The organism is Shewanella baltica, assembly GCF_900456975.1.
Classification (GTDB): domain Bacteria; phylum Pseudomonadota; class Gammaproteobacteria; order Enterobacterales; family Shewanellaceae; genus Shewanella; species Shewanella baltica.
The window spans coordinates 4,954,509-4,976,716 of sequence record NZ_UGYM01000002.1; the positions used below are offsets into that span (position 1 = coordinate 4,954,509).

Annotated in this window: 22 protein-coding genes and 1 pseudogene; 16 read left to right on the forward strand and 7 right to left on the reverse strand. The window is 45.5% G+C overall.

The window, feature by feature from the left end; translation table 11 throughout:
* The first annotated feature begins 75 nt into the window (after window positions 1-75).
* From DYH48_RS22080 to DYH48_RS22095, 4 genes are all read left to right on the forward strand, one after another.
* Window positions 76-1,881, forward strand: coding sequence for an AMP-dependent synthetase/ligase (locus DYH48_RS22080; protein WP_115335929.1), 1,806 nt, complete (start codon window positions 76-78; stop codon window positions 1,879-1,881).
* A 143-nt stretch (window positions 1,882-2,024) separates the two neighbouring features.
* A complete protein-coding gene (locus tag DYH48_RS22085) occupies window positions 2,025-4,478 on the forward strand; it encodes a toxin-antitoxin system YwqK family antitoxin (protein ID WP_115335930.1) in 2,454 nt (817 codons plus the stop codon).
* A 128-nt stretch (window positions 4,479-4,606) separates the two neighbouring features.
* Window positions 4,607-5,017: an acyl-CoA thioesterase gene (locus DYH48_RS22090; RefSeq protein ID WP_115335931.1), complete on the forward strand. Its 411-nt coding sequence runs from the start codon at window positions 4,607-4,609 to the stop codon at window positions 5,015-5,017.
* A 123-nt stretch (window positions 5,018-5,140) separates the two neighbouring features.
* Window positions 5,141-5,689: an HPP family protein gene (locus DYH48_RS22095; protein ID WP_006084842.1), complete on the forward strand. Its 549-nt coding sequence runs from the start codon at window positions 5,141-5,143 to the stop codon at window positions 5,687-5,689.
* A 73-nt stretch (window positions 5,690-5,762) separates the two neighbouring features.
* Here the strand turns inward: DYH48_RS22095 and DYH48_RS22100 are convergent, their stop codons facing one another.
* The 3 genes from DYH48_RS22100 to DYH48_RS22110 all read right to left on the reverse strand — a co-directional run bounded on the left by DYH48_RS22100 (window position 5,763) and on the right by DYH48_RS22110 (window position 7,395).
* Complete coding sequence (locus DYH48_RS22100) at window positions 5,763-6,545, reverse strand: hypothetical protein (RefSeq protein ID WP_115335932.1); 783 nt, start codon at window positions 6,543-6,545, stop codon at window positions 5,763-5,765.
* 92 nt (window positions 6,546-6,637) lie between these two features.
* A complete protein-coding gene (locus DYH48_RS22105) occupies window positions 6,638-6,904 on the reverse strand; it encodes a GNAT family N-acetyltransferase (RefSeq protein ID WP_115335933.1) in 267 nt (88 codons plus the stop codon).
* Between the two features lie 62 nt (window positions 6,905-6,966).
* Complete coding sequence (locus DYH48_RS22110) at window positions 6,967-7,395, reverse strand: acyl-CoA thioesterase (protein WP_012586384.1); 429 nt, start codon at window positions 7,393-7,395, stop codon at window positions 6,967-6,969.
* Window positions 7,396-7,551: 156 nt separating this feature from the next.
* Between DYH48_RS22110 and DYH48_RS22115 the strand changes: the two genes are divergently transcribed.
* The 4 genes from DYH48_RS22115 to DYH48_RS22130 all read left to right on the forward strand — a co-directional run bounded on the left by DYH48_RS22115 (window position 7,552) and on the right by DYH48_RS22130 (window position 10,265).
* Window positions 7,552-7,947, forward strand: a complete 396-nt coding sequence (locus DYH48_RS22115) for a GFA family protein (RefSeq protein WP_006083738.1) — start codon at window positions 7,552-7,554, stop codon at window positions 7,945-7,947.
* A 3-nt stretch (window positions 7,948-7,950) separates the two neighbouring features.
* A complete protein-coding gene (locus DYH48_RS22120; RefSeq protein WP_115335934.1) occupies window positions 7,951-8,307 on the forward strand; it encodes a MerR family transcriptional regulator in 357 nt (118 codons plus the stop codon).
* Between the two features lie 193 nt (window positions 8,308-8,500).
* Window positions 8,501-8,887 carry a carboxymuconolactone decarboxylase family protein gene (locus DYH48_RS22125; protein ID WP_071940568.1) on the forward strand — a complete coding sequence of 129 codons (387 nt, stop codon included), beginning with the start codon at window positions 8,501-8,503 and terminating at the stop codon, window positions 8,885-8,887.
* A 295-nt stretch (window positions 8,888-9,182) separates the two neighbouring features.
* On the forward strand, window positions 9,183-10,265 hold the full coding sequence (locus tag DYH48_RS22130; RefSeq protein WP_012586387.1) for a hypothetical protein: 1,083 nt from the start codon (window positions 9,183-9,185) through the stop codon (window positions 10,263-10,265).
* A 96-nt stretch (window positions 10,266-10,361) separates the two neighbouring features.
* Here the strand turns inward: DYH48_RS22130 and mtnC are convergent, their stop codons facing one another.
* Complete coding sequence (gene mtnC / locus DYH48_RS22135) at window positions 10,362-11,042, reverse strand: acireductone synthase (protein WP_115335935.1); 681 nt, start codon at window positions 11,040-11,042, stop codon at window positions 10,362-10,364.
* Between the two features lie 242 nt (window positions 11,043-11,284).
* Between mtnC and DYH48_RS22140 the strand changes: the two genes are divergently transcribed.
* The 4 genes and pseudogenes from DYH48_RS22140 to DYH48_RS22155 all read left to right on the forward strand — a co-directional run.
* Window positions 11,285-12,442, forward strand: a complete 1,158-nt coding sequence (locus tag DYH48_RS22140; RefSeq protein WP_172481225.1) for an alpha/beta hydrolase-fold protein — start codon at window positions 11,285-11,287, stop codon at window positions 12,440-12,442.
* A 203-nt stretch (window positions 12,443-12,645) separates the two neighbouring features.
* Window positions 12,646-13,080 (forward strand): hypothetical protein, encoded by a 435-nt coding sequence (locus tag DYH48_RS22145; protein ID WP_006084852.1) that lies wholly within the window; start codon window positions 12,646-12,648, stop codon window positions 13,078-13,080.
* 96 nt (window positions 13,081-13,176) lie between these two features.
* The gene (locus DYH48_RS22150) at window positions 13,177-14,190 is read left to right on the forward strand and encodes a DUF3137 domain-containing protein (protein ID WP_115335937.1); all 1,014 of its coding nucleotides are present in this window, start codon (window positions 13,177-13,179) and stop codon (window positions 14,188-14,190) included.
* A gap of 293 nt (window positions 14,191-14,483) precedes the next feature.
* Window positions 14,484-14,688 (forward strand): annotated as a pseudogene (locus DYH48_RS22155) (hypothetical protein); the annotation flags it as partial.
* Window positions 14,689-14,700: 12 nt separating this feature from the next.
* Here the strand turns inward: DYH48_RS22155 and DYH48_RS22160 are convergent.
* Together DYH48_RS22160 and DYH48_RS22165 are read right to left on the reverse strand one after the other, a co-directional pair.
* The gene (locus DYH48_RS22160) at window positions 14,701-16,524 is read right to left on the reverse strand and encodes a glycerophosphodiester phosphodiesterase (protein ID WP_115335938.1); all 1,824 of its coding nucleotides are present in this window, start codon (window positions 16,522-16,524) and stop codon (window positions 14,701-14,703) included.
* Window positions 16,525-16,742: 218 nt separating this feature from the next.
* Entirely contained in the window at window positions 16,743-17,360 is a 618-nt protein-coding gene (locus tag DYH48_RS22165) for an FMN-binding negative transcriptional regulator (protein WP_115335939.1), read from the reverse strand.
* A 497-nt stretch (window positions 17,361-17,857) separates the two neighbouring features.
* Between DYH48_RS22165 and DYH48_RS22170 the strand changes: the two genes are divergently transcribed.
* From DYH48_RS22170 to DYH48_RS22185, 4 genes are all read left to right on the forward strand, one after another.
* Complete coding sequence (locus DYH48_RS22170) at window positions 17,858-18,130, forward strand: hypothetical protein (protein WP_115335940.1); 273 nt, start codon at window positions 17,858-17,860, stop codon at window positions 18,128-18,130.
* A 170-nt stretch (window positions 18,131-18,300) separates the two neighbouring features.
* The gene (locus DYH48_RS22175; RefSeq protein ID WP_115335941.1) at window positions 18,301-18,882 is read left to right on the forward strand and encodes a hypothetical protein; all 582 of its coding nucleotides are present in this window, start codon (window positions 18,301-18,303) and stop codon (window positions 18,880-18,882) included.
* Window positions 18,883-19,431: 549 nt separating this feature from the next.
* Entirely contained in the window at window positions 19,432-19,992 is a 561-nt protein-coding gene (locus tag DYH48_RS22180; RefSeq protein WP_115335942.1) for a MarR family winged helix-turn-helix transcriptional regulator, read from the forward strand.
* Window positions 19,985-20,743: a siderophore-interacting protein gene (locus DYH48_RS22185; RefSeq protein WP_115335943.1), complete on the forward strand. Its 759-nt coding sequence runs from the start codon at window positions 19,985-19,987 to the stop codon at window positions 20,741-20,743. Before DYH48_RS22180 ends, DYH48_RS22185 begins: the two co-directional genes overlap by 8 nt.
* Window positions 20,744-20,854: 111 nt before the next feature.
* Here DYH48_RS22185 and hutI read toward each other — a convergent pair whose 3' ends face one another.
* On the reverse strand, window positions 20,855-22,081 hold the full coding sequence (gene hutI, locus DYH48_RS22190) for an imidazolonepropionase (RefSeq protein ID WP_063881898.1): 1,227 nt from the start codon (window positions 22,079-22,081) through the stop codon (window positions 20,855-20,857).
* Window positions 22,082-22,208 lie beyond the last annotated feature (127 nt).

The window sequence follows — 22,208 nt, forward strand, 5'->3', positions numbered from 1 at the left end:
CTCTTAGTTTTTGACTGGCCTTCAGGTAGAATGGCGAAAAAGCGGTACACTTGTAAGCTAAAAGGTGAGTCTCTTATGTCTCTCGATCAATATCATGTTATTCGACTATTACAGCAGCAGAGCGAGTCTTTAAAAGACGCGATAGCGCTGGAAGGTTTTGAAATGGCCGCTCCTTGGTATCAGGTGAGCTGGCAAGCCTTTGACCAAATTAGCAGTAAAATTGCACAAGTGTTGATCGAACTTGGCGTACAAGTGCAAGACCGTTGCGTTATTTTGGCGCAAAACTGCCCACAGTGGACTTGTGCCGATGTCGGTACACTTAAAAGTCGCGCCGTTGTGGTGCCGATTTACCCCACCAGTACCGTCGAGCAGGCGAGCTTTATCGTTAACGATGCGGCGGCGAAAGTCATTTTTGTCGACGATGCTAAACAATACGCTATGGCCTGCGAGCTTCAAAGCTTATGTCCAAGCCTAGAGCATGTGATTGTTTTTGATGCCAGCGTGGCACTTGCCGCTGACAAAGCTGAGCAGCATTGGCATTTAGATGCGCTGCTAGCGGGCGATGCGAAAGCGATGAAGCAAGAAGTTGAGCTTAACCAGCGTTTACAAGCGGCCAATCTTGATGATTTACTGACCCTCATTTATACCTCTGGCACCACGGGCGATCCTAAAGGCGTGATGCTGGATTACCGCAATATGGCCTCGACCATACGTCAACACGATCAAAAACTGGCTTTCCATTCTGGCGATGTGTCTTTGGCATTCTTGCCCTTGAGTCATGTATTTGAGCGCAGTTGGAGTTTTTACGTCTTGTGCCGTGGCGGTCATAACGTCTATTTGCAAAATACCCAAAGAGTGAAAGAGGCGATTAGCGCCGTGCGTCCGCATACCTTGTGTGTGGTGCCGCGTTTCCTCGAAAAAGTGTACAGCGCCGTACAAGATAAAGTCGCCAAATCTGCCGACGGTCGTAAGAAGTTGTTTGCGTGGGCTATGCGCGTTGGCCAACGCCAGTTCGAAGTCGGTCAAGGTCGTGCTAAGGGCGGATTATGGTTGTCGCTGCAATGGCGTTTGGCCCACAAACTTGTGTATAGCAAGCTACAAGCCGTGCTTGGCGGGCGTTTGAAGTTTATGCCCTGCGGTGGCGCGGCGTTAGATGTGAATGTCGGCAGCTTCTTCCATGCGATTAATATTCCTGTGCTGTGTGGTTACGGCATGACGGAAACCAACGCGACCGTGACTTGCAATACCTTAGGTAATCGAGTGCCAGGTTCTAATGGTCAACCTCTGCTGGAAACCGAAATCAAGCTAGGCAAGGACGATGAGATTTTAGTCCGCGGCGCGACTGTGATGCGTGGCTATTACAATCGACCAGAAGATACCGCCGCCGCCTTCGAAGACGGTTGGTTAAAAACCGGCGATGCTGGGCGTTTCGATGCGAACGGTAACTTATTTATTACTGACCGTATCAAAGAGTTAATGAAAACCTCTAACGGCAAATATATTGCGCCACAACGGGTTGAGGGTGCTGTGGGTTGTTGTCCTTTTATCGAGCAAGTGGCGATTATTGCCGATGCGCGTAACTATGTGACCGCCTTGATTGTGCCAGCGTTTGAGTCACTGGAAGCGTGGGCGAAGGACAAAGGGCTGAAGTATGAGTCGCCTTTAGAATTGCTACGCCATAGCCATGTGGTTGAACATTTTGAACAACGTCTCAAGCAGTTGCAGCATGAGCTGGCTGGCTTTGAACAGATTAAAAAGTTCACACTGTTGCCAGAAGCCTTCTCGATGGAAGCGGGGTTAATCACCCCAACGCTCAAGTTGCGCCGCAAGATGATTTATCATAAATACGCCCACGAAATTAATGCTATGTACAACAACTGATTGTTAAGTCATTGTTACTAAAGGCCGCTGTTGCGGCCTTTTTTGTTTCTGCTACTTCCTGAAGCGCTTAACTTAGCTTAAAATTCGCTCCGTTTACTGGTGCGCACGAGGCGCAAGTTATCGGTATAAAGGGCGTAGTTTAAATGGAACTTTCGATTCGTAGTCTTTTCGCTGCCACTGCGGTGTTGTTGTCTGCATTTTCTGTCACTCCTGCTGCTATCGCTGCGGATTACGACAAAATCGTCCACGGACCTGTGGATTTACCCCATGGTCAATGGCTTAATTTCTATCAAAAAGATCAGCAAGTGTGGGGCGAAATGCTCTACGGCGATGCGCCCGGCGTGCGTATTGACGATTATGGCCGCGCCGAAATTGTGGCGGTTTTTTACTATGACTTTGATAAAGGCGGCACTAAAGAAGTGATCGTCATGCTCAAGGATGTCGATGGTCAGCACCTGCGCGGCTATGGTTTTGATGGGGAAGAGCTGACTAAACTACCGCGCCTACAAGTTGTGCTCGATGAAGTGGCCCCAACCTTAACCACGTTTACCGTGGGCGGCGTCCGTAAAGTACTAAGCCAAATTCCGCCACAGCAATACCGTATGACCTATGATGTTGAAGCAATTGAAGATCCTGCCATTAAAGCGATTGTCGATGGCTCAACTAAGCTCAGGCCAACCTTAGTGGGTTATCGAAATTCCGAAGGTTCACCCGTCGATGTAAAAACCGCCGTCGAGTATAAATTACGTTATCCACTGACTCGCAAAGATAAAGATGCTCAAGGCATTGAGCGCCAATACAGCTTAGTGACCACCTTTGATCGCAGTGGTTATAGCGAAGAAGACGGTAGTTTTGTATTGGTGAGTGTGGCCTTTGAGGCCGATAACTTCGACTGGCTTAAAAGCGGCGGCGCTGAAATCCCCCGCACAGGCCCATTCTACAATTTTATGAGCATGGGCATGGGTAGCACTTGGGCAGGGCTTGCGAGTGAAAGTCATTATGCCCAAGGTCAGCTCGATGGTGCCTATGTTGCTTACGATGGCCGCAATGGTAATGTGATGTATTCGGGCGATTACAAGCAGGGTAAAAAAGTCGGTAAGTGGATGGAAGCCGATAGCCGAGAAACCTATTGGGAAGGCGAATACCTTGACGGTAAAAAACAAGGTAAATGGATCGCACAGTCAATATTCGATGAGGCCGATAACTTCGGTTTTGCTCACTATAATCAGGATGTGCTCGACGGCCCCTACGAAATTTATGCACCAGATTATGGCTCCAGCACCGAAAGCGCTAAGCAATTAATGGAGAAAGGCATTTATCGCAACGGAGTCAAAGACGGTGAATGGTTAGAGCAAGATGGGACGAAAGGTCACTATGAACAAGGCGTAAAACAAGGGCCTTGGGTCGATAAAGAGACCCGCGGACATTTTCGCGATCAGGTCGGCGAAGGGGCTTACCTTGGAGGAAAACGCACTGGTCCTTGGATATTTAAAACCGAGAACGGGGCTCGTACTGAAGTGAATTATATCAACGGCTTGCGTCAAGGTGAGTCTAAATCATTCGACAAGAATAATCGGATGTTTAATATCCGCCATTATGAGCAAGGTAGGCTTAATGGTCAGAGTATTTGGTATTCCAGTCAGAATATTATGGTAGATATTTCTAACTATCGCCAAGGTGAGTTAGATGGCCAGCAAATGCGTTTTAACCCCCGGAGCAGTGAGCTGGCTGAATTAACGAGTTATAAATTTAATGAAGCGGTGGCGCTAAAGCCTTCGCACGATGAATGTATCATGCGTGAGAATCCCTACTCAGATGATTGTGAAGGGGTGATCAATAATAAAAGTGAAACAACCTCATCGATAAAACACGGCGAGCAGCGTGAATATCTCGACAGCGGCACGTTATATAAATTGTCCTATTACACTAATGGCGCCGTAGATAAAGAATATCAGTTCGATTCCAACGGCCGTTTAAAGTATATGAAGGCCTTTAAAGCGGGTAAGGAATACGGCCCAAGTATCAGTTATTCCACAGATGGTGGATACTCACTCTCTCAATATGGTCAGTTGGTGAATAACCGTCTCTCTGGCCCCCATTACAGCTTCTATCCGAACGGTCAGTTAAAGCATTTTTGGAACTACTGCCAGCAAGAAGGCGAAACCTGGAACGGTGAACCTTACTACTGGGATAACGCCATTGCGCGCTGTGGTATACAGCGGGAGTATTTTGATAATGGTGCCGTGAATTGCATCGAAGAGTTAGATAGCAATTATGCCGTGGATAAAGTGTGTTACGACTCTAATGGCCAAATCGCGCAAGAAATGCTGCGCATCGATGAACAGCATGTGGTCCATAAGCGTTATATCAATGGGGTGATCTATCAGGAAGACCCAGGGTTTGCTGCTCATTCTAAAATGGTCAAAGGTCGCACTATTTATCACTTAGAAAACCCAAAAAGCCATGGCGTGTTTAAGTCCTACAATAGTGGCAAGTTAGATTATGAAAAAATTTTTAATATGGGTAAGGCAGGATGCTTTAAAAAGTATGATGCCAATGGCAAGCAAACGGTAGATACTGCCAGTTGCCAATTCTAAGGTCTAGGTTTGTTTAGCCTTTAGGGTCTGGTAGGCTTGGGATAAAGGATGAATTTGATGCGGGTAGCTTAATCGCGATAATCATTAAATTCATCAGCTTACAGAATAACAATAAAAGGGAAGTCCGAATGTCAGTTACCGAATACAACCTCGAAATCCACCCAAGATTCACTGAAACCGATGGTCTAGGTCATATCAACAACACAGTGATCCCTGTATGGTGCGAAGCCGCGCGCACGCCAATTTTCGAGATTTTTAATCCAGAGTTGGATTTGCAACAATGGAACTTAATTGTCGCGGGCTTTACCGTGGCGTTTATTGCGCCAACCTATTACGGCAAAAGCGTGACAGTGAAAACCTTTGTCAGCCGCATCGGCAACAGCAGTTTCGAACTGACTCAAACCTGTTGGCAAGCGGGTAACAAGACCGCCGAAGTGAAAACCACACTGGTACATTACGACTACAGCTGCGAAAAAAGCCGCCCTATCCCTGAAGATATCCGCGAAATGCTCGCCAAGCTGAATGGTGAAAGCGCTTAATCTGCCCTGTCTCTCGGTCAGCGCAATTGCAATTGCGCTGCTGAAGCGTTAATTTGTCGACCCGCTAACTGTGATGCAGATCACTTACCTGTATCGCCAAATTTTTATCGGTTCGGATTAATCATGAGATTCTATTTTACCCGCATGCGCTCGAAGGATATTTGTCCACCAAGACAGCCACTTAAAAAGATTGTGTGGTCATGGGTTGGGGCTTTCTGTGGCATTTACTTAGTCGCGAGTCTCGCAAATTATATGAGCGAAAACCTCGTCGGCACTATGTTTGTGATTGGCTCATTCGGCGCTTCTGCTGTGCTGGTGTACGGCGCACCGCTGGCGGAGTTTTCTCAACCGCGTAACTTGATTGGTGGCAGTGTGTTATCGGCCTTAATTGGGGTCGCCGTGTACCAAGTGTGTGGCGATTATGTAGTGCTGGCCAGCGCCTTAGCGGTATCCCTGTCTATCGCATTAATGTACTTGACCCGCACTCTCCATCCACCGGGCGGTGCAACGGCATTGATCGCCGTGATTGGCGGTGAAAATGTGCATCAACTCGGCTTTCTCTACGCGCTAATGCCAGTGTTCCTCGGCTCAGTATTACTCTTACTAGTCGCGCTGGTGGTCAATAACCTCTCCACCGATCCCAAGCGCCATTACCCTGTGTATTGGATTTAGCTAAAGTTAACATTATTCCAACTAGATGAGCGCAACTGTTATTGCGCCCATCTATTTATGTTTATATTTCAGATTAAATACCGCTAGTTATTGCTATATTTCTAAATGCTATAATTCTTGTACCGTCAGAATAATCTAACTTGAAATTTAACTTTTTGATCATGACTGGATTTGACTCTGTAGGATATTTGAAAAATAGCTTTAGAGATGTAGCTGATTTTTTTGTCAAAGGAATACTTCTTGATGATCTAATAAACTCATTTGCTATATGTACTCGTTCTAGCTCAGCTCTAGTGTTCTCTTGATCATAAATTCTAGTGTTATTAACTCCACCAATTTCTAGATCTTCATCTGAAACATTTCGAACAAAAAGACTACATATGACCTGAGAACCTGATTTTGAACAATAATCTAGCTCAATTTCTAATCCAGCCTCTACTTGTACCATGCTATAGCTAATACGTTCTTCTTTTTCAAGAAAGTAACTGCTTAGCGACGATGATGGAGCATAAAACTCTCTTAGGCTTAAGGACAAAGCTCCCAGCATCAAAAAAACAAATGTGTAATATCCATATTTTCTCCATGTTTTTCGATCTTTTACTTTGGAAACAAGTCTGTTGACGATAAAAAGAATTGAAAATGCTGACATGAGAGCTAAAAATGCAAAGATAGCTTGATAGAGTAATAATCCATCAACGTTAAGTTGAAATAACTGTCTTAAGAAGTCTGAACCTCTAAATGTCGGCACTAAAACAGCCAGTAAGGTAAGTATAAAACTAAGCAGTGTATTTGAGTCTGACATGTATTCTCTGAAATTATTTTTTTCAGTATTGTCCTTTAGCGCCTTACTATCCATTTTTTATAAATATCCTATAACTCTGCTTATATGTGATGACTATTTTAATATTAATGAAGTATCCATTCAAAGATGTTTCTACATTTGTTCTGCTAGTTTTTCAAAAACTTCTGCACATACCAGCAGCTGGCTTGGATAGCCAAATCTTGGCTTTTGGCCCATTTAAGTCCGTGGCGAACTAAGCGTTCGGCAAGTCCTTTACCGCGCAGTTCGTTGGGGACAAAGGTGCGGCTAAAATCGATATCCTTGCCTGATAATTGGTATTCCAATACGGCTTCATAGCCATCGACAGGGATAATAAAACGCTGTCTATCCTGTTGATGTTCAATGGCTATCTCAATATTTTCGTTATCTGACATACATTCTTCCCTCAAGGAGTGGCTTAAAGTGTGCTGGCAATTTAGCTATCGATTTGGTTAGCTTAGGCGACTTCGTGTTGTTTGAGAATCGCCAGCAGTTCTGCCGGTAAGTCGGCCTTTTTGCCGGTTTTAAAGTTAAACATCACCGCGACTGAAGTACCTAAGGTGGTTACTGCCTGCTGCTGTTTACTAAAAGCCTGATAATGCATGGTAAATCTATCGCTGTGAATATCGCTAATGCTGACACTCACTAATAGAGTATCGGGGAAGGTCACTGGGCGTTTATAGCGAGCCTGATTTTCGCTGATCACCGGGCCAATACCTGATTTATACAGGGTATCTAGCGGGAAAAGGCGATTGAAAAAGTCGATACGGGCCGTTTCAAAATAGCGGAAATAGACGACGTTGTTGACGTGTTGCAACGCATCCATTTCGCCCCAAGCCACGGGGATTTCGGTCACTATAGGGTGCTGTGCGAGAAACTTTTCCATTATGTTTTCCAGTGTGTTTGGCATTGAATTGCCGATCTAAAAATGCGAGTTGAAACGCTCGTTTAAGATGGTCAGACTAGCAGCATAAAGAACAAGCGACAAGCCATGGCGTTATAGGCATTTAGCGATAACATTAAGCGAAACAAGGAGCAGTGCATGATTAAACGAGTCGGAAACACCCATATTCAAGCTGAACACCAAGCGTCTTGCCACTGTGGCGCTGTGGTGTTGCAATTATCGCTGCCCAATGGCATCGAAAATCCGCGCCGCTGCGATTGTTCTATCTGCCGCCGTAAGGGCGCGATTGTCGGCTCTGTACCGCTGGCGGGGATCAAGATCCTCAAGGGTGAAGATGTGCTGAAATGCTATGAATTCAATACCAAAACCGCTAAGCATTACTTCTGCTCCAACTGCGGCATTTACACCCATCACCAGCGGCGTTCCAATCCCCATGAATATGGTTACAACATTGGTTGCCTCGAAGGGGTCAATCCATTCGATTTAGACAATGTGCCCACGAATGATGGCGTTAACCATCCTGCGGATCGTTAGATTATGAACATAGGTCAGTTTGCTGCACTTACTGGATTGTCGGCGCACACGCTCAGATATTACGAGAAAATTGGCCTACTGCAGTCTGTGGTGCGAAATGCGAGCGGGCACCGCGACTATGCCGCGAAAGAAGCGGAATGGATTGGGTTTATCAATCGCTTAAAAGAAACTGGCATGCCGCTAAAGCAGATTTTGACCTATGCCGAACTGCGTGCTCAAGGCAATACAACCGCAGGCGAGCGGCAGCAATTACTTGAGCAACATGCCTCACAATTGGCTGAGCGTATTCGCCAAGAGCAGGCGCATCTGATCGCCCTCGAGCAAAAAATCCGCTATTACCAAACGCATTTCAGTGATTAAGCTTAGCGATTCGGTTCAGTCGCTAAGTTCTGCATTTAAATCCTAATCGATTAATATTCTTCGCTTTTATCTTTAGCTGCTGTCTTCCTTCTTCAATCACAGGGCTACCTGCATTATTCATCAATCAGCCGTTGACTTAGAGTTAACTCTAAGGCGTAAGCTGACTTCTGTGGTCAAATCCTAAGGAGTCAAAATGAGTAATCAAAGGTATGTGCAGGGCTTAGCTAAGCTGACTGAAATCGACGGTGAAGCGGGCGAGAAAGTGATCAGTAGTCTGGCAAATATTTGCCCCGACTTGGGTAAGTACATTATCGAATATCCTTTTGGGGATATTTATCAGCGTGAAGGACTCGATCTTAAGACGCGGGAGTTAGTCACTGTCGCGGCGCTCACTGCATTAGGGCATTGTCAGCCGCAGCTTAACGTCCATATTAATGGCGCGTTGAATGTCGGTTGTGCACCGCAGGAAATCGTCGAAGTGATACTGCAAATGTCTGTTTATGCTGGCTTCCCCGCAGCACTGAATGGCATGTTCGTCGCGAAAGCTGTCTTTGCCGAGCGGGAGTTAAATGTCGTTTGAGTCTATTCTGAGTTAGGTTCATAGCACTTCATTGAGGCGATCTTAAGGTCGCTTTAATTGTACTCATTGGTATTACTTTCAAATCCATTTAAACGGTATTTCTGTTCCACATCATCGACATAGAATCTCGCGGGAGATTCATTTCGCCGCTAAAGGACGATTCGGCAAGTTTTGTTAGTAAATTGCCAAAGTTAGTCGCTACACTGGCATAGGTGACGCGAGTGTCGCCATAGATTTTGCAGCTTACATCGGCAACTCAAGCGTGTCTTAATCGTAACCGGAATTTAAAATTATAATGAATTTAGGTCGTTACACTGAATCTGCCCGCCAGCACTTACGGCAAGTCATCAAGCCTTTGCCTAGCGAGCTCCAGCTAGGGTTGAGCAAGTTGTGGCGCTACCTAAGCCAAGGGTTTGCTAAGTTATCCTTTGCGCAAAAGCTGTATCTTATTGCCTTGATATTGGCCTTTAGTACCGACTTGATGGGTGTGGTCGCCGTGATTGCTGTCATCGCTATGGCTATCGAGTTTTGGCCCGTGTTCGAGCGGGTCTGGCATAGTTTGGCGGGCAAGGCCGTGTTGTTGCTGTTTTACGCCATTATTGCCAACTTTGCTTTAGGTTGGTCTGGCGCCATAGTTAACGAAGTGGTTGGGGTGTCGGCAAGTCATCTGGACTACACCCATAACTTAGCGATTTTACTTTATATGCCCGCTTGGTTTTTAATGGTGAGCGCAATTGTGCTGCTGGCATTGCAGTTGATTATCCCCATCTATTTAGTCTTAATTTTTTTGCTTAAACCTTTGGGTGTCAAATCGTTACGGATCACCTCACATACATCATTTCGTAAAACGACCTTTACGATCCGTATCGTGTTGGCGGCTGTGGTCTTGTATCACTTGAGCTTACTGATTGATTTAGAAACCCGCCTTCAAACCTCGTTTGCGGACTTTATTACAACAACTCAAGAAGCCTCTGAACATAATCCCGTCGAGCCAGCATTAGGGCTTATGCCGCATACGACCGATGTGCTGACGGCACCGATTGCTGAGTTAGCTAAGATTAAGCCCGAGCTTGAAGCCGACAAACCGGCTGACAAACAAACCGCCGATGAGCGCGAAGAAGCGGAACGCAAGCAAACCTATGCGTCGGTGCGGGCGCAATATCAGTATCTCGTGCGGCAATGGTTAGCGACGTTTGCCTTTGCGCTTGAAGCCAATAGCCGTTCGCGTTGTGAGAAGCCCGCCGAATCGAATGTGATCGAGTTGAATGACTATGAGATTTTGCAGATCACGCCGGATAAGAAAGCGGATTATGGTTATCGTTTTGAAGTGAAAAAGTGTATCTCGGCCGCGTTTCCGCTGACAGAAAAGGGCAAATAAGCTGCCTAATAAAAAAAGCGACCATAAGGTCGCTTTCATTTTTGGCTAAATCAGCTTGGCTGAGTTAGTCGACTATTGCGTTCTTCAACAATCACGTTATTCAATCAGCAGCTCATCGAAGCTGCTGATTTTACGGAACTCACCAGTGCGCTGTTTGCTATCGCGTACCATTTGGCAGGTCATCATGCCTGCAGCTTCAGCAGCCTTTAATTCTTCAATCACATCAGACACAAACAGCACTTGCTTAGGGCTTAAGCTGATAGTGTTGAGGATATTGCAGTAAGCCTGTTTATCTAATTTGTTGCCTGTACGGGTATCAAAATGACCGTTGAACATCTCGGTTAAATCGCCGCCGTCACTGTGGCTGAATAACAGTTTTTGCGCATCAACAGAGCCCGATGAAAAACTGTAAATACGCAAATTTTGCGCGCTAAAACGTTTCACCGCTTCAATAAAATCAGGGAAGATATGGCCCTTAAATTCGCCATGGGCGTAGCCTTGCTTCCAGATCAAGCCTTGCAGGGTTTTGAGTGGTGTCGCTTTACGATCTTCGCTGACCCACTGCTGCAAAATTTCAGTCACGCGTGCTAAGTCCGCATCTGGCTCTAGGGCGATATCTCGGGTGTCGCAAATACAGTTTTCAACCAATACATTGTGTTGGTTCTGTTCTAAAAAGTCTGGCAAGGCTTTGACAGAATAGGGGAATAGTACATCTTGGATAAAGTTTAGGTCTGTCGTGGTGCCTGCTGTGTCTACGACTATGGCTCTGATACCCATAATGTTTTGATACTCCACAATATGTTGGCTTAAAAATGCAACTCCGATCCTAAGCGTTATTGGCGAAATTGGCTAGTCTATTTCGCGAGTCTTACCACAGCTATCACAGCCTAAATGGGAATACTTAGGGTTTGCGATATGCTTGGCAGAAGGATTAGGCTGTGAGATCGGATTTACTTTCAATAATACGGGTGTTAACTTCGGCTGATACTTATATAGTTGATTTTCAAGGAATGAAATTTATGCGTACGCTATTAATTCTGCTGGTGATTTACAGCTTTGCATTCTTCAATGTGTCAGCAAATGCCAATGATACTTTTCCCGCTCAACCACTGATGTTAAAGGTCAGTTCGAGCCTGTTAACTGAGCCTGCTGACTTTAAGGTGACATTGCCGGCCAGTTACCAGTCCAATACTGATAAACGTTACGTGGTACTGGTGGATTTACATCCTCGTAGTCATGGCTATCTCGCTGGAATGGAAGACTGGATGAGTCATAACGGTGGCTGGCCTTGGCTGGAAACCATTATCGTGACGGCGCCAGATGGTCATGCAGGCTTAGGTGAGTTAAAAACTTTAGCCATTAAGCAGCAAGAAAATCAGCAGTTTTTAGATTTTATGGAGCAAGATCTATTGCCCGCCATCGATAAACAATATCGCACAAATGGTTTTCGGATCCTTAATGGCTTCACTGGCAATGCCACTTTCAGCCTCTATACGCTTTTGAATCGCCCAAGCCTATTTAATGCTTACATCGCCGCAAGTCCGGTACTGGATGATAACTACGCTTTTGTAATGGCAGATGCTGCAAAGAAGCTCGCAGGGATGAAAGGTAAGCCAAGATTCCTTTTTATGAGCACTAGCGACAGTGATTTCGAACAAAATCAATTAGCTGACTTTGCCAAGCTTGAAGCCATTATCAAAGCGAACGCTACGAATTTACTCGATTATCGCATCAAGCGCTTCGATGGCACTTACTATATGACGCAACCTATTTTGGCGACGGCTTATGGTATTGAAGCTATTTTTAACGATGTACACCAAGTGCTTAAGCCTGACTCGGCAATATCACGTCAAGGCGTAGCCGCTATTTTGGCGCATTATAAAACCCTGTCGAACGACAAATATGGTTTTGACGTGCCCGCTACCGATTCGCTTATCGCGTTGGCAAGTTCTGTCGAGACGACTGATCCCACCAAAGCTATCGACATTTATCAGCAAACTTTAAAAGCGATCCCAACAGCATTCGAGGCCAGCCATGCATTGGCAAGCGTCTATGCGAGCCAAGGTCAGCTAGTTGAAGCGATTAAGTATGAAAAGCAAGCGCTTGAATTAACTGACCATCCATTCTTCCAAGACAAATACAGTAAACAGTTAGCTGAGTATCAGGCGAAGCATTAAGTGTAAACGCTCACGTTTTTGCCTGTCGTTAACTGTACTCATGTGTATAAGTTTGTGGCTACCATAAGACTATGGTCTTAATAGCTAAGGGAAATTTAGCCTGCTATTGTAGCTAAAGTCCCTTTTCTATTCTGTGGCTTGCATGCAGTGGTTTTTCGGGAGATGAGACTGCCTATTTTCAGTTGCAAATAGAGAGACCTTCAATGAAATATTTACCCGCTCTTGGCTTTGGTATCTTATTAGCTTTACTGAGTTTTATCAGTTTCTCATTAGTCGCGAGCGCGGGTTATATGCTGGATATGTTAAGTGCAGTGCCCAAGATTACGCCGAACAGTGTGGAGTACCTGTTGTTAGGGGCTCACGATGCGAGTTTGCTGATATTGCTAGCAGGTTTAGTGCTTTACGCTTATCACAGGATTTTTCCAAAACTTCCCTTCGATTGGTTCACCGCTGTGTTCATCCAAATGCCACTGGGTTTAGCTGTGTTGGCGTTAGACGGTTTTAGCTTAAACCTATTATCATTCAAAGGTTTTGCGCTGACGCTGACCACCTTCGCCGCTTCCTTTGGAGTATTAGTCATCTTCTGGTTACTGCAGCGTCGAGCACGCCGTTTGTCTTTAGCTACGGTTAACGATTAGTTCAGCATATACCGCAGGATGCTTAACTGTTTTTCGGTAACTAAATTATGTAAAATCATTGGCCTAAATGGATTTGAATCGTAAGAGTAGGAGCCAATGAGTTCGATTGAATTTGATATTCCCGAAGATCACCGTATTGCCTTTCAGAAGTATTACAAACAAAAAATCGCCCCTAAATGCGGTCCGTTTGAAGCAAAACGTGAAGGCGTGAACCAAAGGCGGCGTGAAAATGCCAAGTTCACCACCCCAATCTACTACATATGCATCACGGTGATTTTGGGGGCATTCGCCGGGCTGCTCGGGGTCCAGTTTATGCTGGTGCCTATGGATTATTTTGTGCCTTTGATGATTGTCGCGTTCCTGCCCGCTCCCGTGATAGCGTTAGTGGTCATTGCCTCGGGTAAGGAAAGCAATGAACTCTATAATGCCGCCTTTGAAAAACTCTATCCCATTAGCCTTAAGTATTTTGGCGATGACTTTGCGCTAACGAGGGAGCCTAAGGTCGATTTCTCTCTCTTCCTTGAGCTGGGGCTGCTGCCTAAAACCGATAAGCAGTATGCGCAAAATTGCCTTAAGGGAACCTATAACAAGGTGCCGTTCCAGTTTTACGAAGTCGATGCTTACAACACTAAAGCGAACGATAATGGCTCGGTTCAGCGAGAGACCATCTTCAATGGTGTGCTGCTGGTTTGCAATATTCCTAAGCGATTCAATAGTACTACGCTGTTAGTCACGGATAAGGGCAGTTTAAAAAATCGCCTTGAGGGTTTTAAGACTAAGCTGTTGCGCGTCAAGCTTGAGGACGTAAGGTTCGAGCGGCGCTTTGAGGTTTATAGCAGCGACCAAGTCGAGGCGCGCTACTTACTCAATCCCTTGATGATGGAAAATTTGTTGGCTTTGAGCCGCGAGTTAAATGCTGAGGTTGAAGCCTGTTTCTATCAAAAACAGTTGCTGATTAAGATCCCGACAAAACACCATTTCTTTATCAATCAACTCGACTTAGATCGCCCCATCAATTTTAAGCGTAATATCGAGCAGATGTTTACCGAGTTAGGTTATACCTTCTCAATAATCGATACTTTAAAACTTGATAAGCATACTGGGCTCTAGAGTGTTAGGTTATTAACGAATAAGTGCATGGTATCTATTGGCCCTAGTGTTCTACGGCGATTTAGCGTCGGTACAACTTTGCTGCGGTAGGTATGTTCAGCGCCTACTGTGAGCGGTGAGTTAAGCTGCATAGGCATGGAAGCTGGTACTCAAGTCATTGAACACGCTGTTGACCGCTAATGGGTTGGGTCTATGCTAGCCGAGCTTTTCCTTCGTTTGAATCATATCAATCACAATCTTCAATATAGCCTGTCGAAGCTTTCTACAGGCTTGAGACACCATAACAATGAATCCCGAAACTTCCCTTCGATTGGTTCACCGCTGTGCTCATCCAAATGCTATTGGGCTGTGCTGGCGTTAGATGGTGTTAGCTTAAACCTATTGTCATTCAAAGGTTTTGCGCTAACGCTGACCACCTTCGCCGCTTCCTTTGGGGTATTAGTCATCTTCTGGTTACTGCAGCGAAGAGCTAAGCGCCTTGAGGCTATGCCCAGCTAATCGTTGCGGCATTTACAGTACATAACGTAGGCGCAGTGCCGTCTGCTCAACGGGTGACAGTGATAGCCATTGTTCTCGTATTTCCACCGCTTCCTGTGGATAGTCGGTGATCAGTACATCGGCTCCCAGTGCTAACATGCGTAGCATTTGCCGTGGATTGTTCACTGTCCACACATGAACTTGCTTGCCGCCCTTATGCGCTCTGGCGATAAACTTCTCATTAGTAATCGACTGATTTATCGCTAAGAATTGTGCATTCGACTTAATCGGGTCGCCGATAGATTGGGTGACAATCAGCCCTGTTTGGATTGAAGGGTCTAGTCGCTGCACTTCTTCAATGGCTCTTGCTTCGAGCGAGGTAATTACTACTTGTTGCGTCATTTTCTGTTGTTGCAGTAGGGCAACAACAGCCTGCGCTAAGGTGGGATCGGCTTGATTATATTTAAGCTCAATATTTAAACCTATCTTATTGCGCGCCTCATTGAGCATTTGTAGTAGCGTCGGCACGGATTCACCGGTAAAGGCGGCACTGTGCCAGCGACCCGCATCGAGTAGTTGTATTTCACTGGCGCTGAGATTAGCTACTCGCCGTGGATCGCCCGCGATACGCATTAAATCCGCATCGTGCAGCACCATTAAGGTGCCGTCAGCGGCGGTTTGCACATCTATTTCAGCATAATCGGCCTTTTCTGCAATCGCTAAACGCAAAGCCGCAAGGGTATTTTCTGGTGCCCTAGCTGCCCCCGCTCGGTGGGCTGAAATGAGGATTTCATCCCTTTGTGGCTCACTGCTTAGGGCATACACTCCAAATCCCAGCATGATTAAAAAAGTCGTGACCAAGACGCCACTTAGAGTGTAAATCGACAGCTCTGAAGTCTTTTTTACTGTCTCTCGCCCAAGGCGTTCTAACCCTGCAGGTTTCTCTCCCAGTTGGCGGTATAACAACAAGATGATAAAGGCTTCGCCAAACATGCCGAGCAAGGACCATGTCGCACTTAACATAAAAATCAGCGCAGAGACGAGGGCCAATATGGCTAATTCTGCCGAAAGTGTCAGTGAAATTCGGTCGAGCAAGCTATCGGCCCCCCATGAGATCAACAGCATTAAGGGATACAGCAAAGCCCCTATCCTTAACCACCAACCCGCCGCGTGCCACATAATCGCGCGTTCATTACCCGCACTTAACTGCCAACTGCGTTTGAGTGCCGTTAATGCATCGGTTGTTTCACTGACAATTATCGTCAGGGAAAAGGCCGCTTTGGCCCACAGATATAAGCTAATAAGCAGATAGAGTAACGCTAAGAAGGCCATACTCGATAAGGCTAAATACCATTCTACTGGCTTGAAATACAGGTAGTAATTGATGTCGTGTCCCTGTAGAAACACGCTGAAAATAAGATACCCTAATCCCATAAAAGGTACGCAGAGCAGCAGTAAGCAAGCCGCATATATGCTACCAAGGCGAATGAATACGGGTAAACGCGCCGTGGCGAAAATCAGTGCCCGCACTGGGCCTATGGGAATATCGTATAGCCCAGATGCGGCCAGAATCGTGACCCCAGCGCGCTGGGTGAAAAACACGGTAAAGCTGCTGAATAGGGTAATGATCATAAATAGCAAGCCATAGGGAGACATGGCGAAGGCGATTAAGTCGTAATTGGTTATGGTGACATTGCCCGTTTTGGCAATCAGATGGCGCAGTAGCCAGCCAAAAGACGGGACGATAATACCCGCCGACACTAAGGTAAATAGCAGTTCAAATTCAATGAGTTTTCTACCGCAGCGACGAATGGCTTTAAGCGTGTCATGCCAGTAACTGTGTTCAGGATTGAGCATGCAGCTTCCTTATTCGTGCGAGTTAGGACTGTAATTTAGCAGTGTTTCAGGTTGGCGGTTAGTCATTGGTGCAATGTTTTAGATATGGGAAGGCTGTTAAAGTCTTCTTCTCAATGATTTTTCAGAAGACCTATGGGTACATGATTACATTCGACAATGATTAACAGTGCTGCGTGACTGTGAGTGGCTAATCAAAGTATTGGCTCAGCGGCATGGGCTCAGCCATTACCTTTGCCAATATCTCGTTGATTCATATAGTGGGCTAATTGCGCTGCATCGGCATGGGGGCTGGCACTTAAGCCGCTGAACACACCCTGTTGATCGCTAATGGATCTATGCTGGCCGAGCTTTTCCTTTGCTTGAATCTCATCAATCACAATTTTAAAGCCGACGATAGCTTGGCGCAGTTTCTGCTGATACTCATCTGGCATAATTTGTTTATCTTGCAATAGCTTGGGTTCGTACTTTGTGACTAGCTTGTCCAACATGTCTTGAGTTTCGGTATCACTCAGCAGGCTTGCGACGCCATAACAATGCACCGCCGCATAATTCCATGTAGGCACCGCAGGTTTAGCATCATACCAAGTTGGTGAAATGTAAGCGTGTGCGCCGCTGAAAACCACCAATACCCGCTGGTTTTCAAGCTCTTGCCAATGTGAGTTTGCTCGCGAAACATGACCATACAACACGCCTTTCTCTCCCAATGTTGCATCGAGTACAAAGGGAATATGGGTCGCATTCAGTGAGCTCGAAACCAGCAAACCAAAGCTGTTTTGCGTGATAAAAGCTGTGATGGCCTGCTGATCTGTCATCGCCATATTCTTAGGGGTATACATTATCATCCTTGGGTTTCAACATGAGTGAAAGCGTTATATTACAAGGAAAAAGTCGGGAGTCGATAGGGGATTTAGAGTGTTAGTTTGTGGCTTATTAAAATCAAAATCGTATGGACTTAAACTCGGACTCGGAGATTAAACACTCGCATTACTGTGACTCGCAGCAAGTACATCCGTGTATGCTCGAACGTGGCATCCATGCGAGTGCTTAATCTAGTTAAGACCTGCGTATACATCTAGCCTCGTTAAAATCCGCGAATCAAACTTGCCTAGACTGATTCACGCATAAAATCCTGCCATTTTACGCTGGCTTTGGGCTAATGCGCTTTTGCCCCTTGATTCGTTAGTACTTTTGCTCATACATATCCTGTCAAAACGAGTTTGCCTTACTGAAATTATCAGAAGGAGGAAACTTCACGAATCCTAGCCTTCTTTCTATACAAATTGATATGCTACTTGTACTCTTCTTATTCCGTGTTCTAAAGAAGGATTTTTAAATGACACATTTAAGTGATGATGAACGTACAAAGTACTACCTTGTTGATATTGAAACAGGTAGTCAATTTGACAACTTTGAAAGAGACCAAGAGGTGATTTCTCCGTTGCCACCTAAAGTTGGTGAATACTTAAATCAGTCTGGTCTGTATTTTGAGGTTGTCACATTACTACACCATTTTGATTCCAACTATATTGATGTTTACGTTAGATATGTTGGAGATAGCGTAAAGTTTTTAGAACATATTCAAACTAAGTTAGCCTCTAAACGTTAGCAAGTTGCGGTGGGGAGTCAGTGTCATCGATATCAGTTATTTAAAAATGATTCGGCACGCGAGGCATTTTCACTGTGCGTATATTTATGCACTTAAGCGTCACACAGCAGGTTTAGTATTGCGTTGCTCAAAAGTCGAATACCATAATAGGGCGTTGAATAAGAGGTTATATGTCGTTTATACAAAGTATCTCAGAACCCAAGGATATGCTTCTTAAGCTTATCCGTGAGGGGAACAGGATTACGTTTGAAGAAGAACCTGAAAATCTAACAGATCATTTTTTTAACTTTTCAGTCACTGCGCATTCAATTCGTGACTGGTGCATTAAGTATCAGAACCAACAAGCCACAAAAAAGACGTTAAATCAGCAGTGGGATAAGCAACCTTTTTTAGTAATTGCTAAAGATATTGCTAACTCGGTTAAACATTTTGGTATCGATCTCTATCAGCCTAAACTTAAAGAATCAGAAGCACAAAAAGCAAATGTTGTTAATTTTTGTGTTGGTGAAAACATTCCTGAAAAATTGCAAAAAGCAGTTAATGACAAAACATTTAGAGAATCGGAAGGTCAAGCAAAACCTAGCTACCTCGTCCGGTTTGAAGATGGTACAGAGGTAACTTTAAATGATTATGTTCTTAAAACGGTAACTTTTTGGGTTAGTTACTTCGACCAAAATTCAATTCCGAGAGAACAATCAGTAAGTGCTACTCACCTATATATTAATAGGTCATTTTGGTCACAATTCAGATAACCAGCGTTTAGGGTTTCAAGACACTTTTGTAATCTATTGAGGTTTATTTAGTATTATTGTACTAATTGAATTTTGTTCAAAAGTTAGCCCGTGAATCACACTGTACCAGACTGATTCACGCCAACAGCTAAAACCCGTTCTCACGGCCTGTTTGCGGCTATTTGAGGGCATTTTTTTATCCTAAAATGAATCAAATCTCTTAAGAACTGATTCAAGCTCACTTGATGACGGCACATTATCAACATAACGAGTTTATGATGGTGGCGCAGTTTCCTGTAACGCAAATTGTATCAGGCTAATGGCTAAATTAGGTCATCAATATGCACGGGAGTTGATGAGATTAAGCACTGGCTTGTAAGTGACCGTTCGTGACAGGGATGTCACGGTCGAGCCCTCAAGGATGAGTTTATGGCGTGTCACTGGAAAGCCAGTGCTTAATCATTTTCTGATTATTTACACATTGCCGCACATTCAGTACAGGGTTACTTAGTTGACACAATCAACCAATCTCGATATGGTTGATTAAGTCAACTATATCGAGAGCCTTCTATGCCTTCATTGTCACTCAGTGAAACTTTGCACAGATTAGTGCATGCCTACAAAAAGCAATTGCGTAGCGATATTGCTGCACAAGAGATTGATTTACCTGTCACTCATATCCGTGCCTTGAAGGGCGTGTGTCGCAATCCTGAATCGACAGCCCAGTCTATCGCCCTGCGAATGCAGCGGGATAAAGCGCAAATTACCCGTGTTCTTAATGAGTTACTGCAGGGTGGGTTGATCACTAAAATCGATAACCCTAAGGATGGCCGCAGCCAGTTACTGCGACCCACGGCAGAGGGGGAAAAGATCATGACCCAGATCAGTACCTCAGAACGTAAAACCGTGGCGCGTATGACGCAGGCGCTCAGTTCAGCCGAAGTCGACACCTTTATTAAACTTGCCAATCGGATCAGCAAAAGTGTGGATGAGGCGGCTGCCGCTAAAAGTGGTGCGGATTGCCATGCTCAAAAAAGACCATCTAGTAAGCCAAAAGACCCGATTGGCAAAGGAGCCGTTGAGGCGCGCTTAATGCAAGAACACGCCATAGGAGAAAATCATAATGAATAAACCTGCACCACGTGAGCTTGAAGTGATCCGCTCGACTTATATCACCCCGCATATGTTACGCATGACCTTAGGCGGTGCGGGATTCGCTGGTTTTCCTATCGATCAAGAGAGTGCCTATATTAAGTTGTTATTTCCACAAACGGGTGAACGTCCCTTGATGCGAACCTACACGATTCGCCAGCAACGTGCTGATGAAATAGATGTGGATTTTGTATTGCACGATACCGACGGCCCTGCATCGAGTTGGGCGAAAACGGCGCAGGTTGGCGATGTTATTCAAATTGGCGGACCCGGGCTTAAAAAACTGATCAACTTTGAGGCAGATTGGTTTTTACTCGCAGGTGATATGAGCGCCTTGCCCGCAATTAGCGTGAATCTGGCACAATTACCAAACAATGCAGTGGGTTACGCTGTGATTGAAGTATTGAGCGAAGCCGACATTCAACCTCTTGTGCATCCTGAAAATGTTGAGCTGCATTGGGTGATCAATCCTGAGGCCGATCCAGAAGGTCGCCCTTTGGTTGAGCGAATAGCCCAATTACCTTGGCTTGCTGGCGAGCCCGCCATGTGGATTGCTTGTGAATTCAACAGCATGCGCGCGCTAAGAAGATACTTTAAGCAAGCGCATTCACTGCCCAATAGCCATTTTTATACCTCGAGCTATTGGAAAATAGGCTGTAACGAGGGCGAGCATAAGTTGGTAAAACAAGAAGATGAACAGTTAGAAAATGGTGCCAGTGCTAAAGCTTAAATCCTGTTTTTAAACAAACCGAGTTATTAAAAAAGATAAGGTCGCCAAGTTTGATTTTGCGACCTTATTCTATTTGCTACTTATGCCACATTTGCGGCGAGTACGCGCATTCTATTGGTGTACTAACTTGCCATTCTTCACTACATCTTTGCAGGGATTGACGCCGTAGGAATAGGCTAATTGTGCTGGAGTGGCGATATCCCACAGGCAAAAATCGGCTTGTTTGCCAACAACTAAACTGCCAACATTCTCTTCAATCCCAAGTGCCTTGGCGGCATTCAATGTTAAACCCGCGAGCGCTTCTTCGGGCGTTAAGCGGAATAGGGTGCAACCCATGTTCAACATCAGCAGGGTCGAGCAGATGGGCGATGAGCCTGGGTTAAAGTCGCTGGCGAGCACCATAGGTACGCCGTATTGACGCAATAAATCGATAGGTGGTTTTTGGGTTTCCCGCAAAAAGTAAAACGCGCCTGGCAGCAGTACGGCGCAGGTGCCACTTTCACTCAAGGCTTTAACGCCTGCTTCATCTAAGTATTCAATATGATCTACAGACTTAGCGCCAAGACGTGCGGCCAGTGCGCTGCCGCCCATATTAGTTAACTGCTCGGCGTGGAGTTTAATCTCTAAGCCCGCCGCTTTGGCTGCGCTGAGTACCCGTTCGGTTTGCTCAAGGTTAAAGGCGATATTTTCGCAGAACACATCCACTGCATCGGCAAGGTTTTCGGCGATCACTGCGGGCAGCATCTTATTGATAATTAAGTCGACATAGCCGTCGCTGTTGTCTTTATACTCAGGCGGAATCGCATGGGCGCCAAGGAATGTGGTCTTCACATCTACATGGTGATGCTTGCCGAGCTCGCGGGCGACACGCAGGATTTTCAATTCAGTTTCAGTATCTAAGCCGTAACCTGATTTGATCTCAACCGTAGTCACCCCTTCTTTGGCTAGGGCGTTTAAGCGCTGACGGCCGAGTTCAAATAATTCTGCTTCATCCGCCTCGCGGCAAGCTTTAACGGTTGAAATAATGCCGCCACCTGAGCGGGCAATTTCTTCGTAACTCGCGCCTTGTAGGCGTAACTCAAATTCATTGGCGCGATTACCGGCAAAGATTAAGTGGGTGTGGGCATCAATCAATCCTGGGGTGATCCAGCCGCCTTTGCCTCTGTAAACGGGAATGGACAAAACATCGAAGGCAGGCAGTTCGCTGCGGGGGCCAAGCCAAGCAATTTTGCCATCTTTAACTGCGATAGCCGCGTTGGTGATCGCGCCATAAGGTGCTGATATGGAAGGGTCCATTGTGGCTAAGTTAACGTCAATCCAAACCTGATCCCAAGACATGTATTCCCCTCGCTGTGCTGGCAGATGTTAACCAAGTGATTAACGGTTTATTAAATTTATGTGAGCTAGCTTGTATTTACTTGTATATACAAGCTAGGATTGTAGCCGCTATTTTCACCGTTTGAAA

What these genes read in the sequence shown, in the direction of transcription:
- DYH48_RS22160 (WP_115335938.1), bottom strand. Translation starts at nt 16,524, where the DNA reads ATGCTCAATCCTGAACACAGTTACTGGCATGACACGCTTAAAGCCATT.
- DYH48_RS22170 (WP_115335940.1), top strand. Translation starts at nt 17,858, where the DNA reads ATGACACATTTAAGTGATGATGAACGTACAAAGTACTACCTTGTTGAT.
- DYH48_RS22115 (WP_006083738.1), top strand. Translation starts at nt 7,552, where the DNA reads ATGATTAAACGAGTCGGAAACACCCATATTCAAGCTGAACACCAAGCG.
- DYH48_RS22180 (WP_115335942.1), top strand. Translation starts at nt 19,432, where the DNA reads ATGCCTTCATTGTCACTCAGTGAAACTTTGCACAGATTAGTGCATGCC.
- DYH48_RS22120 (WP_115335934.1), top strand. Translation starts at nt 7,951, where the DNA reads ATGAACATAGGTCAGTTTGCTGCACTTACTGGATTGTCGGCGCACACG.
- DYH48_RS22140 (WP_172481225.1), top strand. Translation starts at nt 11,285, where the DNA reads ATGCGTACGCTATTAATTCTGCTGGTGATTTACAGCTTTGCATTCTTC.
- DYH48_RS22125 (WP_071940568.1), top strand. Translation starts at nt 8,501, where the DNA reads ATGAGTAATCAAAGGTATGTGCAGGGCTTAGCTAAGCTGACTGAAATC.
- DYH48_RS22105 (WP_115335933.1), bottom strand. Translation starts at nt 6,904, where the DNA reads ATGTCAGATAACGAAAATATTGAGATAGCCATTGAACATCAACAGGAT.
- DYH48_RS22165 (WP_115335939.1), bottom strand. Translation starts at nt 17,360, where the DNA reads ATGTATACCCCTAAGAATATGGCGATGACAGATCAGCAGGCCATCACA.
- DYH48_RS22085 (WP_115335930.1), top strand. Translation starts at nt 2,025, where the DNA reads ATGGAACTTTCGATTCGTAGTCTTTTCGCTGCCACTGCGGTGTTGTTG.
- DYH48_RS22110 (WP_012586384.1), bottom strand. Translation starts at nt 7,395, where the DNA reads ATGGAAAAGTTTCTCGCACAGCACCCTATAGTGACCGAAATCCCCGTG.
- DYH48_RS22185 (WP_115335943.1), top strand. Translation starts at nt 19,985, where the DNA reads ATGAATAAACCTGCACCACGTGAGCTTGAAGTGATCCGCTCGACTTAT.
- DYH48_RS22095 (WP_006084842.1), top strand. Translation starts at nt 5,141, where the DNA reads ATGAGATTCTATTTTACCCGCATGCGCTCGAAGGATATTTGTCCACCA.
- DYH48_RS22175 (WP_115335941.1), top strand. Translation starts at nt 18,301, where the DNA reads ATGTCGTTTATACAAAGTATCTCAGAACCCAAGGATATGCTTCTTAAG.
- DYH48_RS22100 (WP_115335932.1), bottom strand. Translation starts at nt 6,545, where the DNA reads ATGGATAGTAAGGCGCTAAAGGACAATACTGAAAAAAATAATTTCAGA.
- DYH48_RS22130 (WP_012586387.1), top strand. Translation starts at nt 9,183, where the DNA reads ATGAATTTAGGTCGTTACACTGAATCTGCCCGCCAGCACTTACGGCAA.
- DYH48_RS22080 (WP_115335929.1), top strand. Translation starts at nt 76, where the DNA reads ATGTCTCTCGATCAATATCATGTTATTCGACTATTACAGCAGCAGAGC.
- DYH48_RS22090 (WP_115335931.1), top strand. Translation starts at nt 4,607, where the DNA reads ATGTCAGTTACCGAATACAACCTCGAAATCCACCCAAGATTCACTGAA.
- DYH48_RS22150 (WP_115335937.1), top strand. Translation starts at nt 13,177, where the DNA reads ATGAGTTCGATTGAATTTGATATTCCCGAAGATCACCGTATTGCCTTT.
- mtnC (WP_115335935.1), bottom strand. Translation starts at nt 11,042, where the DNA reads ATGGGTATCAGAGCCATAGTCGTAGACACAGCAGGCACCACGACAGAC.
- DYH48_RS22145 (WP_006084852.1), top strand. Translation starts at nt 12,646, where the DNA reads ATGAAATATTTACCCGCTCTTGGCTTTGGTATCTTATTAGCTTTACTG.
- hutI (WP_063881898.1), bottom strand. Translation starts at nt 22,081, where the DNA reads ATGTCTTGGGATCAGGTTTGGATTGACGTTAACTTAGCCACAATGGAC.